The sequence below is a fragment of the Terriglobus roseus DSM 18391 genome (assembly GCF_000265425.1).
Classification (GTDB): domain Bacteria; phylum Acidobacteriota; class Terriglobia; order Terriglobales; family Acidobacteriaceae; genus Terriglobus; species Terriglobus roseus.
In genome coordinates, this window is sequence record NC_018014.1 from 24680 (window position 1) to 41239 (window position 16560).

Genomic DNA, 16560 nt, shown 5'->3' on the forward strand with positions numbered 1-16560 from the left:
CGTCTCTGTGTGCAGCGTTCTCTATGCAGCGTCCTGCCCAGTTGGGAGCGCGCGCACGATAGTTGCGTTGCACCATTTTTGCAACATAATTTCGGCGGTGGACTGTTTAGGGTTCAGATTCCCGCAATCTTCACACAGCCGACCCGTTTCGGGTCGGACGAGACGGAAGAGCCACGGACCACCGCTGAAATATTTCCCGTAAACGCTCAATCCGCGCGCTTTTCACAAGCGTTCTTTATCTGTATGTCCAAGCTGAACCTGTACTACTTAAAACCCTCTTCTTCCAAAAATCTGTACTCACCTGATGACCCTGATGAACTTCGGCGCGAAGAACTCTGCCTTCAGTTAGCCGAAAACCTGCACGATCTGGGTGTCAGCGACTTCTCGCGTGAGACGCGAACCGGCAACGCCCGCTTCATCATCCGGGTCGTCCGCGCGTAGCCGAAACCCGGAACGACGGGGCAATTCGTACGGAAGCAAGCCCAATGCGGGAGATACACTCCACGCATGCGCCAACTCGTCTTTGCTGCCGCTCTCCTGCCCCTCTCACTCTCCGCGCAGTTCACGCTGCAGACGAGCAACACCACGGCCGGCCTGCGCGGCATCGCCAACGTGGACGGGCAGATCGCATGGGCCAGCGGCACTGGCGGAACCGTCTTAAAAACGCTCGATGGCGGAGCCCGCTGGAGCGCCTGCGCCACACCCGCCGGCGCAGAGAAACTCGACTTCCGCGGCATCCAGGCCTTCGATGCGAAGACAGCCATCGTCATGTCCAGCGGTAAGGGTGACCTCAGCCGCGTCTATAAAACCACCGACGGCTGCGCCACATGGCAACTAGCCTTCACCAATCCAGACGCGCCCGACGGCTTCTTCGACGCCATGTACTTCACGCGTCGCGATGAGGGCTGGCTGCTGGGCGACCCGGTCAAGGGCAGCTTTTACCTGGCCAGCACCACGGACGCTGGCGCCACCTGGACGCGAAGCAAATCACCGGATCTGAACGCACCCGCAAGAAACATTGGCGCCTTCGCCGCCAGCAACCAGTCCTTCATCATCTCGCTTTCGGGGCCCATCTTCGGCGGGGGAGCGGGTTATCTTTACCGCGGCTCGTGGCCCGGCTGCTCGCAATCGCAGAGCTACAACCAGCCCGAACTCTGCCTCGACCGGCTCCCCTTCGACCGCATCCACCTGCCTCTGCAGGCAGAGGGTGACGCCGCCGGCATCTTCGCACTCATCGCAACCTCGCAGGCAATCGTTGCCGTCGGCGGCGACTACACGCAGCCCGGAAACTCTACCATGACCGCAGCGGTAAGCCTCGACGACGGCCAGACCTGGCACGCCGCGATGACGCAACCCCATGGCTACCGCAGCACCGTCGCCTACGACGTCACGACAAAGACCTGGATCACCACGGGCCCTAACGGCACCGACATCTCCACGGATAACGGCATCCATTGGCAACCGCTGCTCCCCAACCCTGCCAGGGGCGATGCGCCGGGCGCCGACAAGGATTGGAATGCGCTCTCGCTCCCTTTCGTCGTAGGCCCCAAAGGACGTATTGCCCGGTTGCGAACGGATGCGTTTCAATCTGCAAGGTAGGATGAGCGTGGTCCAGCGAAGCTACCCTTTCTCCAAAGTTGAAGATGTCTCTGACGATCACCCAAGTCGCGAGCGAACCCGTAGGCGTGAACCGCATCACGGGCACCGGCCTGATGCACGATCTGGTGCGTGCGTACGACTGGGCCGCGACATCGCTCGGGCCAATCGATAGCTGGCCAGAGGTGCTGGTGACTACGGTCCTCCATGTACTCGATGCGCCGCTGCCGGTCCTGATGGCCTGGGGGCCGGAGTACAACACCTTCTACAATGAGGCGGCAATCCAATCGCTCGGCACCAAGCACCCAGCGGCGATGGGCGAGTCTTACCGCCAGGTCTTTCTCGAGGCATGGGACATCGTCGGCCCGGAGATGGACGACTGCTATCTGTCGGGGAAGACGGTAGTGCATGAGAATGTGCTGATCCCGGTGGCCCGAGGCGTCGTGTTGGAGGACCATTACTGGACCTACTCGCGTGTGCCCGTGCGCTATCGTGGCGAGATTGCCGGCGTCCTCGTCCCGCACCGCAACACCACAAATGCCGTGCTGGCTCTGCGCGAGCGCGACACCATCGCGACGCGTATGCACCAGTTCCTCAGCGCGACCAAGGACGCCGTGGTCGGCGTGGACCGCGACTGGCGCATCAGCTACCTGAACGAAGCCGCGGAGACGCTCTACAGCAAGGGACGCGATCTCGTCGGGTGCGACGTGTGGGAGTCCTTTCCGGACGCATCGTACGAAGGTTCGCCCTACCTGGAGCACTACACCCGCGCCATGGATCAGGGCGTACCGGGATCCTTTGAGACCCACCATCCCGCACCATGGAATCTCTGGCTTGAGGTTGAGGTCTACCCCACTGCGGACGGGCTGGTCACTTTCTCCCGCAATATCAGTGAGAAGCGGCGCGCACTCGCCGCACTGATGCAAACGGAGAAGCTCGCCGTAGTCGGACGCCTTGCCTCCTCCATCGCGCATGAGATCAACAACCCGCTCGAATCTGTGACGAACCTGCTCTATATCGCGCGCCATACGCCCGACAAGGAAGAGATCGCGGGCCTGCTCGATATGGCCGATGCGGAGCTTCGTCGCGTCGCCGTCATCACCAACCAGACACTGCGTTTCCATCGGCAGTCCACCAGTCCGCGTGAGATCACCTGTGTCGACCTCTTTTCGTCCGTCCTCGGCATGTTCGAGGGCAAACTGCGAAACTCCCGGATCACAGTTGAGGAACGCAAACGTGCCGACCGGCCCGTTCGCATCTTCGAAGGCGATATTCGTCAGGTATTGAATAACCTGGTCGGCAACGCGATCGACGCCATGCCGCTGGGCGGCCGCCTGATCGTACGCAGCCGCGAGGCCACGCGTTGGGCAACGGGCCAGAAGGGGCTGATGCTGACCATCGCCGATACCGGCACAGGCATGCCGCCAGATACCCTCACACGCGTCTTTGAGGCGTTCTTCACCACCAAGGGCATCAACGGCAGCGGACTCGGCCTGTGGATCAGCCGCGACATCGTCAATCGCCACAGCGGCGCGCTGCACCTGCGCAGCTGCCAGCGCGAAGGCCGTCGGGGCACCGTCGCAGCGCTCTTCCTGCCCTTCGACGCAGCACCCACCACCAACACGCCTTCCCGCTAGTTCGCTCGCCTTTGTCCCGCAGGGCGCAGCCGTGAAATCATCAGGGCATGTCGCAAACCATCGCCGAACTCAACGAGCACTTCGCCATCCGCGATCACGTCACCTTCCACGAAGACGAGCCCGGCATGGTGAAGCTCCGCATCGCCACGTCCGCCTCTGAGGCCACGCTCTATCTGCAGGGCGCGCACCTGACGCAGTGGACGCCCACCGGCCAGAGCCCCGTCCTTTATCTCTCGCCCAAATCCGCGCTGGCGCCGGGCAAGCCCATTCGCGGTGGCATCCCGGTCCTCTTCCCGTGGTTCGGACCGCGCTGGAACGCAGACGCTGTCGCTGTCACCTCGCCCATGCACGGTTTTGCACGCGTTACCGTCTGGACGCTGGAACGCACGCACCTCGATCCCAACGGCGACGTGCACATCACGCTCTCGCTCCCGCCCGACGAAACATCGCGCTCACTGGGCTACGACCACTTCGCGACGAAGATGGACTTCCGTATCGGCGCAGAGCTGCACATGGCCATTACGGTGACCAACCGCGGCGCAGAGCCCATGGTCTTTGAAGAAGGCTTCCATACCTACTTCGCCGTGGACGATGTCAAAGAGGTCCTGCTCGACGGTCTGCGCGGCAGCACCTATCTCGACAAGCGCGATGACATGATCCGCAAGGTGCAGCGCGAGTCGCTCTTCCGCTTCACGCGCGATGTCGACCAGGTGCATGTCAAAACGGCTGAAGCGCTCACCATCCACGACACGAACCGGCAGATCCACATCGCCAAGGAAGGTTCACAGACGACCGTCATCTGGAACCCCTGGACTGTCCTGACGCCGGGCCTGCCGGATCTTGCGGAAGATAGCTGGACGCACTTCATCTGCGTCGAGGCCGTCAATGCCATGGACGACCGCATCACGCTCGCGCCTGGCGCCACGCATGGCATGAGCACCACGGTTCGTCTGACCGACAAAAAGCGTTGAGATCCAAGGAGTGACCATGCCCGAAGCATCTGCACAGCAAGCCGCAAAACTCGCCGCAGCGCAGCACGCTCTGCGCTACGTCGAGCCGGGCAACGTCGTCGGTCTCGGCTCTGGATCGACTGCGTCCCTCTTCATCCAGCTCCTGGGCGAGCGGGTGAAGCAGGGCCTCAGGATCCAGGGCATCGCCTCCTCGCAGGACAGTGAAAACCTCGCGCGCAGCCTCGGCATTCCCATCACCGACTTCACGAAGCACCAGGTGATCGATGTCGCAATTGACGGTGCCGACGAGATCGGTCCGGCAATGTCGCTCATCAAGGGCGGCGGCGGCAAGCTGCTGCGCGAGAAGATCGTGGCCAGCGCCTGCAAACGTTTCATAATCGTTGCGGACGATACCAAGCTCGTCGCGCAGCTCGGCGCTTTCCCGCTGCCCATTGAAGTCATACCGATGGCGGTGCCGCTCGTCGACGCGCGGCTTCGCGACCTCGGCTTCACCCCGAAGATCCGGCAGGCAAAGGACGGCAGCGGCAACTACATCACCGACGAAGGGAACATCCTCCTCGACTGCACATCGTCCGGCATCGTCGATCCAGAGGAGACCGCCGCGGAGATCCGCAGCATCATCGGCGTCGTCGAACACGGCCTCTTCCTCGGCATGGCCGAACGCGCCATCATCGCCGGTGAAGACGGTGTTCGCGAAGTCATGCCGTCGGATCTGTCGTGAGCAAGCCGATCATCCTCGCCTCGCAATCGCCACGGCGTCGCGAACTGCTCGCACAGATCGGCGTCGACTTCACCGTCGTCACGGCTGACATCGACGAGACACCGCTGCCCGGTGAAGACCATCGCACCTACACGCTGCGTCTCGCCGAAGCGAAGGCGCGCGCCGTCCTCGTAAAGCATCCGGAGAGCATCATCATCGGTGCAGACACTACCGTCGAAGTCGACGGCGATCTGCTCGGCAAACCCGTGGATGCAACGGACGCGGCACGCATGCTGCGGCTGCTCAGCAACCGTGCACACCAGGTGACGACCGGCATTGCAGTCCTCACCGGCGAAGAAACCCACGTCGCCGCAGAGACGACCAATGTCTTCTTCACGGCCATGACCGACGCCGAGATTGCTGGCTACGTCGCTACCGGCGAGCCAATGGATAAGGCCGGAGCCTACGGCATCCAGGGCATCGCTGCCCAATGGATCCCACACATCGAGGGCGACTACAACAACGTAGTCGGCCTGCCGCTGGCAAAACTCGCATCCCTGCTGAAGTTGGTGCGGTAGGTAAGAATCCAGATGACGTGGAAGGGCACAGCTTCCGCTGTGCCAACACGACATCCATGGAATGCTGGCTTTAGCCGCTGAGGTTGAGCTTTCGCGATGTCCGCTCCAGACGGACAGTCCAGAAAGGTGCTTCTTCCTCACGGATACGACGTTCCGCGCTCGTGCGAATGCTCCACCTTTGCCGAACCTCTACGTCGAAGCGATCATCGCAGCCAGCAAGGCCGTCCGCGGCACCAGCGCATCCAGCAACAAACTCTCATGCGCCGCATGCGCACCCTCACCCACGGCGCCCATCCCATCCAGCGTCGGAATCCCAAGCCCCGCCGTGAAGTTCCCGTCGGATCCGCCACCGGTCGAAGCCTCATCGAGCGAGAACCCAAGACCCTCAGCCAAAGACCGTGCCTGCGCAAAGAGCCGAACCGTCCCCGCGCCACGTTCCATCGGTGGCCGGTTGATCCCACCACTCACCCGCAGAGAACACGCAGGATCCTCTACCGTCAGCGCCTGAAAGAGCCGATCCACACGCGCGGCATCCTCAGCACGAGCAATCCGGACATCCACCTCAGCCCACGCATGCGCCGCCACCACATTTGAACGCGTACCCCCGCCGATCACCCCAGGGTTCACAGTCAATCCGGTCGGCAGATCGGTAAACGCAGCCACCTTCTGCAGCAGACGAGCCAGCTCCAGCACAGCCGAATGCCCCCGCTGAAAGTCCACGCCCGAGTGCGCGGCCACACCCGTCACGTCCAACCGGTAGGCCCCAACGCCCTTGCGAGCCGTCTTGTAAGCGGCATTATCTGCCGACCCCGGCAGCCCCTGTGCCGGTTCCAGCACAAACACTGCCTCACATCCGCGAGCGATCCGCTCCGTATGCCCACGCGAAACCTCGGAGCCGGTCTCCTCATCCGGGTTCAGCAGCAGAACCACCGGCCGCGGCAACCCGCCGTTCGCAAGGACCGCCTCCACAGCAGCCATCGCCATCACGACGCCAGCCTTCATATCCAGCACACCCGGACCCCACAGCCGCACGCGTCCTTCGGCGTCCGGCTCCTGCCGCCAGGGCATGCCGGCAATCGTCCCCATGGGCCAAACCGTATCCAGGTGGCCCAATAGCATCAACGGTTTAGCGGAGCCCGCGCCGAACCAAAGCTCCACCACATCGCCAAAGCCGGTCTGCGGATGCCGCACCACGCGCGCACCCATCGCCGCTGCCCAGCCCGCCGCCAGGTCCATCGCACGGTTTACCGCAGCCGCATCTTCCGTCGGCGACTCCACCAGAACCAGCTCTCGCAGGCGATCCTGCCACCGCGCCGCACCGGCGATTACTGACTCCCGAAGGTCATTCCCAAGCCCAGACATGCGCTCGATTGTACGTCTCGCGTAATTTTCTTTCGGAGTATGTAAACCGATAACTGTGGCAAATCCGCAACACTTGCACCGCGAACCACGGGTGTACTCTAACGCTCGTTAGGTTGCAGCGCGCCCCACGTTGCAGCCCTTCTGAAGGTTAGGAGCGCGGTTGCCCTTGGGTCGGCAGGCACATACGGAATGCACGTTGGCAGAAGCGGTAAGCTTCGCCGGCGTTGGCCTGCACTCAGGCGCCCCCGTCTCCATGCGGCTGGTGCCCGCACCCGCCGGATCCGGCATCGTCTTCCGCCGAACCGACCTCGACAACTTTGAAATCCCCGCCAACGGCCGCAACGTGGCGAAAGTCTCCTACGCCACCTCGCTCATGCGCCAGGGCGTCCTCATCTCCACCACCGAACACCTACTCAGCGCCCTCATCGGCTACGGCGTCGACAACGTCATCGTCGAGATCGACAACCTCGAAGTGCCCATCCTCGACGGCTCCTCGCTGCCCTACGTCGAAGCCTTCCAGTCCGCAGGCATCAAGCGCCAGCGCCGCCGCCGCGAGTATCTCCGCATTCTCAAGGCAGTCGAAGTCACCGAGGCGTCCAAGGACGGCATGAAGTTCATCGGTGTCTACCCCGGCAAGGGCTACGGCATCGACTATCGGATCGACTTCCCCGCACCCATCGGTTCGTCACGCTTCCTCGGCGATCTTGAGACCGGTGCCTATGCCGACCTCATCGCACCTGCCCGCACCTTCGGCTTCCGCGAAGACGAACCCATGCTGCGCAACATGGGACTCATCCGCGGCGCAGACGACACCTGCGCCATCATCATCGGCGGCAAAAAAGTCCAGAATGGCCCACTCCGCTTCCCCGACGAGTTCGTCCGCCACAAGGTACTCGACCTCATCGGCGACCTCGCGCTCGCCGGCCGCCGCATCCAGGGCCGCGTCGTCGCCGAACGCGCCGGCCACGCCATGCACACCGCACTGGTCAGCAAACTCCTGAAAGACCGCTCCGCATGGGAGCTGGCACCGGAGTTTGACGAAGAGTCCGAAAGCGTCTCCTCCCTGCACGGCCTCGGCCTTACGCCGGCCCACGCCTAGCAGCTTGCCCCTCGCAGCCATCGCACTCGGATCGAACCTCGGCGACCGCGCAGCAACGCTCGCCTCCGCCATCCGCGCCCTTGCCGCACACGGCGAAGTCATCGCCCGATCCAGTGACTACGACACCGACCCCGTGGGCTACGCCGACCAGCCACGCTTCCTCAACGCCGCAGCCCTGTTCCAGACCACGCTCGCACCGATCGATCTGTTGCACGCCCTCCTGCACATCGAAAAGCAGCATGGCCGCGACCGCTCGCACGGCATCGAAAAAGGCCCACGCACCCTGGACCTGGACCTGCTGCTCTACGAAGACGTCATCCTCGCCACACCCGAACTCACGCTGCCACACCCCGAGATGCACCGGCGCCGCTTCGTCCTCGAACCGCTGGCAGAGATCGCCCCCGCGATGACGCATCCGCTGCTCCACCGCACCATCGCACAATTGCTTGCAGCGGCCGACCCAGCCGTATAATCACGCGCAAGCGATGTCTAAAAAGAAAGACAAGCCGGAGAAACCCGCAGCCACCACCATCGCGGAAGACGCTGCAGCCATGCACGCCATCAGCCGCGCCCTGGCCGATCCGCGCCGCGTCGAAGTCCTGCGCATGATCGCCTGTTCGGAAAGCACTTCCTGCATGGACCTTCGCACCGCCATGACGATGAACCCGGCGACGCTGTCGCACCATATGAAACAGCTCGAAACCGCGGGCCTCATCGAGACCCGGCGCGACGGCAAACTGGTTCGCGCAACACTCCGCAAGAAAACATGGAAGAGCTACCTGGCGCACCTCAAGTCCTTCGCCGCCTGACACTTGAACGCATCGTTCATCGCGCTGTAATCCGCTGCCCGAACGCACACTTTCATGTGCATCAAAATGTTTCCGAATCCTTCTGCGTCGCCACCCCATCAATTCGATGGATGTCGAACTGTTCCGAATGGACAGGACACAGAATGGAGATTCACATGGGTAAGTTGAGTGGCAAGGTAGCAATCGTAACGGGCGCATCGAAGGGCATTGGCGCCTCCATCGCAGAGCATCTTGCAGCAGAGGGTGCCGCCGTCGTCGTCAACTACGCCTCGTCGAAGAGCGGCGCAGACATCGTCGTCGACCGCATCACCAAGGCCGGCGGTAAGGCCGTCGCCATCGGCGCAGACGTCTCCAAGCCCGAGCAGATCGACACGCTTGTTGCCGAGACGAAGAAGGCCTACGGCAAGATCGACATCCTCGTGAACAATGCCGGCGTCTACGAGATGCTGCCCCTCGAAGCCATCACACCCGAACACTTCCACCGCCACTTCGACCTCAACGTGCTCGGCCTTCTGCTGACCACGCAGGCCGTCGTGAAGGAGTTTGGACCGGAGGGCGGCAACATCATCAACATCAGCTCCGTCGTCGGTCGTGCTGCGTTGCCAAACGGCTCTGTTTACGGCGCAACGAAGGCTGCAGTCGACAACATCACGCTCGCTCTCGCCCGCGAACTCGGCCCCAAAAATATCCGCGTCAACAGCGTCAATCCTGGACTCGTATCAACCGAAGGCACGGCAGCATTCATGGGCTCGGACTTCGAGAAGGCTGTCGTCGCGCAGACGCCCTTCGGCCGCGTCGGCCAGCCCACCGACATCGGTAAGGTCGTGGCCTTCTTCGCCTCTGACGACTCCGCATGGATCACCGGCGAAGCAGTGCAGGTAGCCGGCGGCGCCCGCACCTAACCCGCTGTGGACGGCACACATAGGCAACCGAAGAATCTGCCACGCTGGAGGTTCTTCGGTTGCGCGTCCACCGCCACATCTATGCAGTCCGCAACAGACTGCGGATGACAGTGCAAACCACCGGTTGTGCACAATTTGATGTGCATCGAAATGTTCGGAGTCCTTGGGTACGCCGCATCCATCCATTGGATGGTTGTCAAAAAGTCCAAGGCGGCATGACACACAACGGAGAAATGATATGGGTAAGCTGAGCGGCAAGGTAGCAGTTGTAACGGGCGCATCGAAGGGCATTGGCGCTTCCATCGCAGAGCATCTCGCAGCCGAAGGTGCTTCGGTTGTTGTGAACTACGCATCGTCCAAGTCCGGTGCAGACACCGTCGTCGACCGCATCACCAAGGCCGGCGGCAAGGCCGTCGCCATCGGCGGCAGCGTAGCCGAACCCGCCGAGATCACCAAGCTGATCGACGAGACCAGGAAGGCCTACGGCAAGATCGACATCCTTGTGAACAACGCAGGTGTCTTTGACTTCGCACCGATCGAGGCCATCACGCCCGAGCACTTCCACGCACAGTTCAACGTCAACGTTCTCGGTCTGCTGCTGACCACGCAGGCCGCTCTGCCGCTCTTCCCGGCCGAGGGTGGATCAGTCATCAACATCAGCTCTGTCGTCGCAACGCTCGCACCCGCACAGGGCGCCGTCTACAGCGCAACCAAGGGCGCCGTCGACACCATCACGCAGTCGCTGTCGAAGGAACTCGGCGCACGCAAGATCCGCGTCAACAGCGTCAGCCCCGGCATGGTCGTTACCGAGGGCGCCATCAGCAAGGGCTTCATCGGCAGCCCGTTCGAGGCGAAGGCAGTCGAAGAGACGCCGCTCGGTCGCACCGGCCAGCCCGATGACATCGCAGCCGCCGTCGTCTTCTTCGCTACGGACGACTCCCGCTGGGTCACCGGACAGATCGTCAAGGTCTCCGGCGGCGCGCGCTAACACTGGAACCGCGGCAAATAAGAAGGAGGACCTACGTCCGCCGCTCGCGCACAAAGGCCAATGACTCGGAAGGGCACAGCTTTAGCTGTGCCACCGACCCTGCGAAATGAAACGGCTTCAGCCGCTGAGGTTTAGCTTCTCTTCGGAATATGAGGGAAGCTGAACCTCAGAGCTGAAGTCTATTCATCCGGCAGTCCTGGTCACCGAAACGCACAACGACGGACCGACTCCATGAGACATGGCCCCAGTTCCCCTCAACGCACCTCAAACACCAGGAAATAATCCTGCCCATCCGCCTTGGTGAAGTCATAGTGCTCCACCTCGCGGAAGCCCGCCTCACGCATCTCCTTCTCCAAAATGCTCTGCTCAACCCATGATCGGTGCCCGTCCCATTGCGATCGATGATCCCAACGCGCGCACCCGGAGCCAGCGCAGGCTTCAGCTTCGCCAGGAAGCCCAGCGGCTCCGCAATCTCGTGATACACCTTCAGCATCAGCACCGCATCCACTGACTTCTCCGGCAATTTGGGATCGTCCGTCGTGCCAAGCACCGCTTTGACCTGCGGCAGATGCTCCTTCGCCGCACGAGCATCGATCGCCTTCACCGCCGCGGGGTTGATGTCTTCGGCATACACTTTGCCACCCTCACCCACACGCCGCGCCGCCCGCACCGAGAACCAGCCGCCACCCGCGCCAATGTCCGCGACCGCCTTACCCGGGGTGATGTGCAGAATGTCCATCACGCGGTTGATCTGCAGCTTCTCCTCGCGTCCCGGCTCCTCAAAGATCGAAAGGTCGCCCGCATACGGCGCGCTCGTGTGCCGCTGCGCCTGCGGTGTCTGCGCGTGAATCGAGCCTGCAAGGAACACCAACGCGAGAAGAGATCGTGAGAAAGTCATGACCGTTGGACGCGAAGAAAGACAACGCCGTGGCAGGAATGTGTGATGAGCAGGGAGAAGGCAGGGGCTTTCAGGCGCCTGAATCGTACGCCGTCTAGAAGGTGCTTCAGCCCCGGGCATCCGCCGCCGTCTCTACAATCAAAGGTGATGTCGTTACGCTTTGAGATTCACAACACGCACGGCAACCTCCGCCGCGGAACCCTACACCTGCCGCACGGCTCCGTCCAGACGCCGGTCTTTATGCCCGTCGGCACCGCCGCCAGCGTCAAGGCAGTCCCGCAGGACACGTTGGAGACGCTGGGCGATGACGGCCGCGGCGCCGAGATCATCCTCGCCAACACCTACCACCTTTACCTGCGGCCCGGCCATGACCTCATTCGCCGCGCGGGTGGTGTGCACAAGTTCATGAGCTGGCCTCGGCCCATGCTCACCGACTCCGGCGGCTTCCAGGTCTTCTCGCTCGCAGCACTTCGCAAGATCACGCCCGACGGCGTCGAGTTCCGCTCGCACCTCGACGGCTCCAAGCACTTCTTCTCGCCCGAGCACTCCATCGACGTCCAGATCGCACTCGGCGCCGACATCATCATGGCCTTCGATGAGTGCACAGAGCACCCGGCAACCTACGAGCGCACCCGCGACAGCATGGGCCTCACCCACGCCTGGGCGCTGCGATCGCTGGAACACTTCCACGCCAACGCGCACAACGTTCCCTGGTTCGCAGAGCTCGGCAGCCAGCGCCAGAACCTCTACGGCATCGTGCAGGGCGGCATGTACAAAGACCTGCGCGCTGAAAGCGCGGCACGCCTTACCGAGATGCGTGACGCCAACGGCAACGGCTTCGACGGTTACGCTATTGGCGGCCTCGCCGTCGGCGAACCCCGAGAGGTCACGCGAGAGATCATCGCCCACACGCTAGAGCTGCTACCAAAGGACAAGCCGCGCTACGTCATGGGCGTCGGTTACCCCGACGAGATCGTCGAGTACGCAAAGATGGGCGTCGATCAGATGGACTGCGTTCTGCCCACCCGCGCCGCCCGCCACGCCCTCATGTTCACCAGCGAAGGCCGCCTCAACATCCGCGGCAAGAAATTCGCAGAAGACCATGGCCCAGCCGACCCCACCTGCAACTGCACCACCTGCCGCCGCTACTCCCGCGCCTACCTCCGCCACCTCTTTCACACCGGCGAACCGTTAGCGGCAACCCTTGCCAGCGTCCACAACCTCCACTTCTACCTGGAGACCATGCGGCATCTGCGCGACGGGTCGCTGTAGAGCCGGCCTCGCTGCAGCAAGAACCAGGTACAAGAAGAGGGCAGAAGATAAGCGAGTGGAATCGGTGCTCCTCCCCTTGAAGGACTTCCCAGGACGTGACAAACAAAAAGGCCGAGGGCAAAGCCCCCGGCCTTTTTGTTTCGGTTTTGCAGCAAGTTAGAAGACCAGCTTGCCTGCGAACTGTACGTTGAACGGCGCGCCCGATGAGATCGCCGTGGCGTAGCGACCGGCCGTAACCTGACCGAAGTTGGCCGAGTTGTAGGTTGTGGTCGGGTTCGCCATGTTGAGGTGGTTCAACACGTTGAACAGCTCAGCACGCAGCTGCAGGCTGACGCCCTCGTGGATCCGGGTGTTCTTCACGAGAGACGAGTCCAGCGTGAAGAAGTTCGGTCCGCGGAACTGATCGCGAGCACTGTTGCCATGCGATCCGGCTGCAGGAGCGGTGAACGGAGACTGCGCAAGAGGTACCCAGTACTGCACGATCTTCGTCGTCGTGCCCGTACGCAGGGTGACATCGGAGCTGCCAGTCTTGTAGTTGCCACCGTTGTAGTTAACGCGATCCTTCGCCATACCGATACCGGTGGTGTCACCGACGGTGATGGAGAAGGGGGTGCCGGTGTAGTAGGTCATGAAGGCGTTGACCTGCCAGCCCTTGGTAAGGATGGGGAGGACATGTGAGCCCGGGATCTCGTACACGGCATAACCGTTGACAGTGTGGCGCACGTCGAAGGTAGCGTGTCCGTAGTCAAGGCGCAGGTTGGTGGAGTCGGTCGGGCCGGTGCTGCGGAAGCCCGAGCCGTTATCCAGGGAGTGACCGTAGGTCCAGGAAATCTGGCTGGTCAGACCGTGGAAGCTGTTGGCCTTGAGGCTGGCCTGCAGCGAGTGGTAATTGGACATCGCGTTGCTGGACACCTGAACCACGGAACCGACACCAGGCAAGGCGCTGAAAGAGGGACGACGACGTTGGAGGCAGTTCGTATTAGCAACGTTCGCTGCGTTCGCGCAACCGGTTGAGGCCGTCGAAGGTGCGGTCGTCGCTGCGCCGGACGTGGTTCCTAGTGCCGATGGCGACCACGGTGCTGCCTGGTTCGCATCCTGCATGATGTACAGGTGCGTTCCGAGCGAACCGTTGTAAGCCAGCGTGAAGACGGTGCGAGGGCTCACCTGGTATTCAGTCGTCAGGCCAAAGTTCTGCGCATATGCCATGTGCAAGTCTGGCTGTACGGAGAAGAGACCTACCGTCGCTGCCTGCGTTGCATTGGCAAATACCGGTGCGCCGGTCTGCCACTGATTCACGCCGTTCAGCGATACGTTCGCTACGCCGTCGATCGGGTTCGCTTGGACACCGCGAGCCGTTGCACCCACAAAGCCGGGAGCGCTGTCGCCGAAGCCGTTGAACGGAGGAGCATCAAAGTACAGTCCCCAGTTGCCGCGAATGACCAGCTTGTCGGTCGGATTGAAATTGAAGCCGACGCGAGGAGCGAAGTGCAGTTTGCCCGGGTTATACACCGAAGGCAAGCCGGAGTTGCCAACGCGGAGCAGACCATTCGCGGTCGTGTTCGCCGCACCAGGACGCCATACCGAGAGCCGTCCCGTGGACGACAGGGCGCCGGTGTACTCATGGCGAACGCCGTAGTTCAGTGTCAGCCTCTGGGTCAGCTTGAACTGGTCTGAAAAGAAGAATGCCAGATCCGTGCGGTACAGATCGCGACGCAGGTTGCCGGTGATGATCGATGCCGAGCTGAAGTTACCAGCAAGGAAGTCGGCCAGTCCCAGTACTTCTGTCTGCCTACCAGGGTTTACATCGCTGTCAGCGGCAAACACGGTCGCCGTAGAACCGTTGCTGCTGTACGGCGTCTGTCCGGGAGCCAGCACCATGTTGGCCGAAGCCGTACCGGGGAACGCAAAGTTGCCACGAACACCGTTCTGGTACTGGATGTCCATGTAGTTGCGGCGGTACTCACCACCAAAGCGGAACTGGTGCGCGCCTTTGACCCAGGTGGCAGAGTCCGTGATGTGACCGGTGTAGTCCTTACGGCCGAGCGGCTGAGTGGAACCGATACCGTCGAAGCTGGAACCTGCCGTTGTGCCCGCAATCGTGATCGTGGGAGCGCCGAACAGCGAAGGATTCGTGACGCCAGTGTTCAGGCCCAGAGCCGGCATGTTGAAGTCGTGCCGGTTGTCATTGAAGGTCTGGTTAAAGACACCGACGGCAGCCAGCAACTGGTTCGAGAAGTGATCCGTAACAGCCCAGTTGTGGGAAATCGAGAAGTTCTGATTGATATCCGGAGCAGCCTGGAAGTACCAGGAGGTATTGCCACCCGGCTCCACCTGGCGGCCGGTGCCGATGAAGGCCTGTACGCGCAGCGTCTGCTTGGAGTTGATGATGTAGTTCAAGTTGCTCATCACGTTGTCGCTGTAACCAACGCGGGGCGTCTGCTCAACATAGTTGTTCGGTGTCGAGGCCAGGCTGGGGTTCAGGCCGCCCTGGTACAGGTTGCGCAACAGGTTCAGCGAGAGCGGGTTTACCGTGAAGCCGTGCTTCTGGAGCAGGGCCGTCGCCAAGTTGACGTAAGCAAGACCAGGTTCCGTCGCGTTCGAGCTGGGAAGCTGGATGACATACTTCTGGCGCTCGTAGTTCACGAAGAAGAACAGCTTGTCCTTCATGATCGGACCGCCGAGGGATCCGCCGAACTGCTGGTTCCGCGTCTTCTGCTTACGCGAGCTGTCCGCCTGGAAGAAATCGCGAGCGGCAAAGAACTCGTTACGCGTGTAGTAGTAGGCAGAACCGTGGAAGCTGTTCGTACCCGTCTTGATGCTGACCGAGATCGTGCCGCCGGGGTTACGTCCTGCATCGGCATTGCCGGACGACTGCACGGCGAACTGGTCAATCGACTCAACGGGAATCGTCACACCTGCGATCGGGCCAACGCCGCCCTGGTTCGCTGCCGTGTTGTTCTGCCAGATGTCGTTGCTGTCCGCGCCGTCCAACTGATAGTTGTTCTGGTTGGTCCGGGTCCCATTGACCGAACCCGCACCATTGACGCCAGGTGCCAGCTTGATCAGCTGGGTAAAGTCGCGGCCATTCAGCGGAATCTCGGAGACAGCCTTGCTGCTCACAACTGCATTGTTCGCGGAAGAGAGAGTCTGAATCTCGGAGTTCGTATCGGTCGCAACATCGATCGTGACCTGGGTCCCGCCAACCGACAGCTTGGGGTCTGCAGGAGTCACGGCGCCCGGATTTACGGAGATCTTGTTCAGCGTCGTGTCGCCAAAGCCAGCAGCAGAGATCGTGAGGGAGTAAGTACCGACCTGCAGATCCTGGAAAACGTAGTCGCCGGTGGAGGTGGTTTCCGTCTCGCGAACCGAACCGTTGTCGGTGCTCGTGAGGACAACCTTGGCGTGAGCAATCGCTGCGCCCGTAGAGTCGGTGACAGTTCCGCCAATACCACCGCGATAGGTCTGTGCGCCAGCGACCATGCTGGACACAAGTACGGCAGAGCTAACGAGCCCAAGCCGCGACCTCTTCGAATACATACTCATAGTGCTCTCCCTTTGCTGCTGCTAGGGCCGGCCGAAACAAGGGCATCCGCGCGCAGAAGGGCATACCTTCAGGTGCTACACCTCACCCGTATGCACTGACGATCAGTACAAAACGCATGGTTCCGGACGACAGAACATCTGGATTGTCGAGATAATGCAACCGTATTCAACTACGCGTAACAATGCAACTCAATTGCGAAGAAAA

15 protein-coding genes are annotated in these 16560 nt (G+C 61.8%); 12 read left to right on the forward strand and 3 right to left on the reverse strand.

Going from position 1 to position 16560, the window contains the following annotated elements:
* Window positions 1-9: 9 nt before the first annotated feature.
* The 6 genes from TERRO_RS22965 to TERRO_RS00165 all read left to right on the forward strand — a co-directional run bounded on the left by TERRO_RS22965 (window position 10) and on the right by TERRO_RS00165 (window position 5482).
* On the forward strand, window positions 10-441 hold the full coding sequence (locus tag TERRO_RS22965; protein WP_157178204.1) for a hypothetical protein: 432 nt from the start codon (window positions 10-12) through the stop codon (window positions 439-441).
* Between the two features lie 66 nt (window positions 442-507).
* A complete protein-coding gene (locus TERRO_RS00145) occupies window positions 508-1599 on the forward strand; it encodes a WD40/YVTN/BNR-like repeat-containing protein (protein ID WP_014783952.1) in 1092 nt (363 codons plus the stop codon).
* A 44-nt stretch (window positions 1600-1643) separates the two neighbouring features.
* Entirely contained in the window at window positions 1644-3233 is a 1590-nt protein-coding gene (locus tag TERRO_RS21675) for a two-component system sensor histidine kinase NtrB (RefSeq protein WP_014783953.1), read from the forward strand.
* A 47-nt stretch (window positions 3234-3280) separates the two neighbouring features.
* Window positions 3281-4204 carry a D-hexose-6-phosphate mutarotase gene (locus TERRO_RS00155; protein ID WP_014783954.1) on the forward strand — a complete coding sequence of 308 codons (924 nt, stop codon included), beginning with the start codon at window positions 3281-3283 and terminating at the stop codon, window positions 4202-4204.
* 16 nt (window positions 4205-4220) lie between these two features.
* A complete protein-coding gene (gene rpiA, locus TERRO_RS00160) occupies window positions 4221-4925 on the forward strand; it encodes a ribose-5-phosphate isomerase RpiA (protein WP_014783955.1) in 705 nt (234 codons plus the stop codon).
* Window positions 4922-5482 (forward strand): Maf family protein, encoded by a 561-nt coding sequence (locus TERRO_RS00165; RefSeq protein WP_014783956.1) that lies wholly within the window; start codon window positions 4922-4924, stop codon window positions 5480-5482. The genes rpiA and TERRO_RS00165 overlap by 4 nt, the downstream gene beginning before the upstream one ends.
* A gap of 189 nt (window positions 5483-5671) precedes the next feature.
* On the opposite strand, the gene TERRO_RS00170 is transcribed toward TERRO_RS00165, so the two are convergent.
* Complete coding sequence (locus tag TERRO_RS00170) at window positions 5672-6844, reverse strand: M20 family metallopeptidase (RefSeq protein WP_014783957.1); 1173 nt, start codon at window positions 6842-6844, stop codon at window positions 5672-5674.
* 160 nt (window positions 6845-7004) lie between these two features.
* Here TERRO_RS00170 and lpxC point away from each other — a divergent pair, with 160 nt between their 5' ends.
* From lpxC to TERRO_RS00195, 5 genes are all read left to right on the forward strand, one after another.
* Entirely contained in the window at window positions 7005-7943 is a 939-nt protein-coding gene (gene lpxC, locus TERRO_RS00175) for a UDP-3-O-acyl-N-acetylglucosamine deacetylase (protein ID WP_014783958.1), read from the forward strand.
* A gap of 4 nt (window positions 7944-7947) precedes the next feature.
* Window positions 7948-8415 carry a 2-amino-4-hydroxy-6-hydroxymethyldihydropteridine diphosphokinase gene (gene folK, locus TERRO_RS00180; RefSeq protein WP_014783959.1) on the forward strand — a complete coding sequence of 156 codons (468 nt, stop codon included), beginning with the start codon at window positions 7948-7950 and terminating at the stop codon, window positions 8413-8415.
* 13 nt (window positions 8416-8428) lie between these two features.
* Window positions 8429-8752 (forward strand): ArsR/SmtB family transcription factor, encoded by a 324-nt coding sequence (locus TERRO_RS00185; RefSeq protein ID WP_014783960.1) that lies wholly within the window; start codon window positions 8429-8431, stop codon window positions 8750-8752.
* A gap of 155 nt (window positions 8753-8907) precedes the next feature.
* A complete protein-coding gene (locus tag TERRO_RS00190) occupies window positions 8908-9654 on the forward strand; it encodes an SDR family NAD(P)-dependent oxidoreductase (protein ID WP_014783961.1) in 747 nt (248 codons plus the stop codon).
* Window positions 9655-9892: 238 nt separating this feature from the next.
* The gene (locus tag TERRO_RS00195) at window positions 9893-10642 is read left to right on the forward strand and encodes an SDR family NAD(P)-dependent oxidoreductase (RefSeq protein ID WP_014783962.1); all 750 of its coding nucleotides are present in this window, start codon (window positions 9893-9895) and stop codon (window positions 10640-10642) included.
* A 166-nt stretch (window positions 10643-10808) separates the two neighbouring features.
* Here the strand turns inward: TERRO_RS00195 and TERRO_RS00200 are convergent, their stop codons facing one another.
* Window positions 10809-11510: a class I SAM-dependent methyltransferase gene (locus TERRO_RS00200; protein ID WP_245536172.1), complete on the reverse strand. Its 702-nt coding sequence runs from the start codon at window positions 11508-11510 to the stop codon at window positions 10809-10811.
* Window positions 11511-11687: 177 nt separating this feature from the next.
* On the opposite strand from TERRO_RS00200, the gene tgt reads away from it, so the two are divergent.
* Complete coding sequence (gene tgt, locus TERRO_RS00205) at window positions 11688-12812, forward strand: tRNA guanosine(34) transglycosylase Tgt (RefSeq protein WP_041592373.1); 1125 nt, start codon at window positions 11688-11690, stop codon at window positions 12810-12812.
* A gap of 156 nt (window positions 12813-12968) precedes the next feature.
* Here the strand turns inward: tgt and TERRO_RS00210 are convergent, their stop codons facing one another.
* Window positions 12969-16349 (reverse strand): TonB-dependent receptor, encoded by a 3381-nt coding sequence (locus TERRO_RS00210; protein ID WP_245536173.1) that lies wholly within the window; start codon window positions 16347-16349, stop codon window positions 12969-12971.
* Between the last annotated feature and the right edge of the window lie 211 nt (window positions 16350-16560).

Bases quoted from the DNA above. Each gene is read 5' to 3' on its own strand.
- TERRO_RS00190 (WP_014783961.1), top strand. From the start codon at position 8,908: ATGGGTAAGTTGAGTGGCAAGGTAGCAATCGTAACGGGCGCATCGAAG.
- TERRO_RS00155 (WP_014783954.1), top strand. From the start codon at position 3,281: ATGTCGCAAACCATCGCCGAACTCAACGAGCACTTCGCCATCCGCGAT.
- TERRO_RS00185 (WP_014783960.1), top strand. From the start codon at position 8,429: ATGTCTAAAAAGAAAGACAAGCCGGAGAAACCCGCAGCCACCACCATC.
- tgt (WP_041592373.1), top strand. From the start codon at position 11,688: ATGTCGTTACGCTTTGAGATTCACAACACGCACGGCAACCTCCGCCGC.
- rpiA (WP_014783955.1), top strand. From the start codon at position 4,221: ATGCCCGAAGCATCTGCACAGCAAGCCGCAAAACTCGCCGCAGCGCAG.
- TERRO_RS00145 (WP_014783952.1), top strand. From the start codon at position 508: ATGCGCCAACTCGTCTTTGCTGCCGCTCTCCTGCCCCTCTCACTCTCC.
- TERRO_RS21675 (WP_014783953.1), top strand. From the start codon at position 1,644: ATGTCTCTGACGATCACCCAAGTCGCGAGCGAACCCGTAGGCGTGAAC.
- TERRO_RS00195 (WP_014783962.1), top strand. From the start codon at position 9,893: ATGGGTAAGCTGAGCGGCAAGGTAGCAGTTGTAACGGGCGCATCGAAG.
- TERRO_RS00210 (WP_245536173.1), bottom strand. From the start codon at position 16,349: ATGTATTCGAAGAGGTCGCGGCTTGGGCTCGTTAGCTCTGCCGTACTT.
- TERRO_RS00170 (WP_014783957.1), bottom strand. From the start codon at position 6,844: ATGTCTGGGCTTGGGAATGACCTTCGGGAGTCAGTAATCGCCGGTGCG.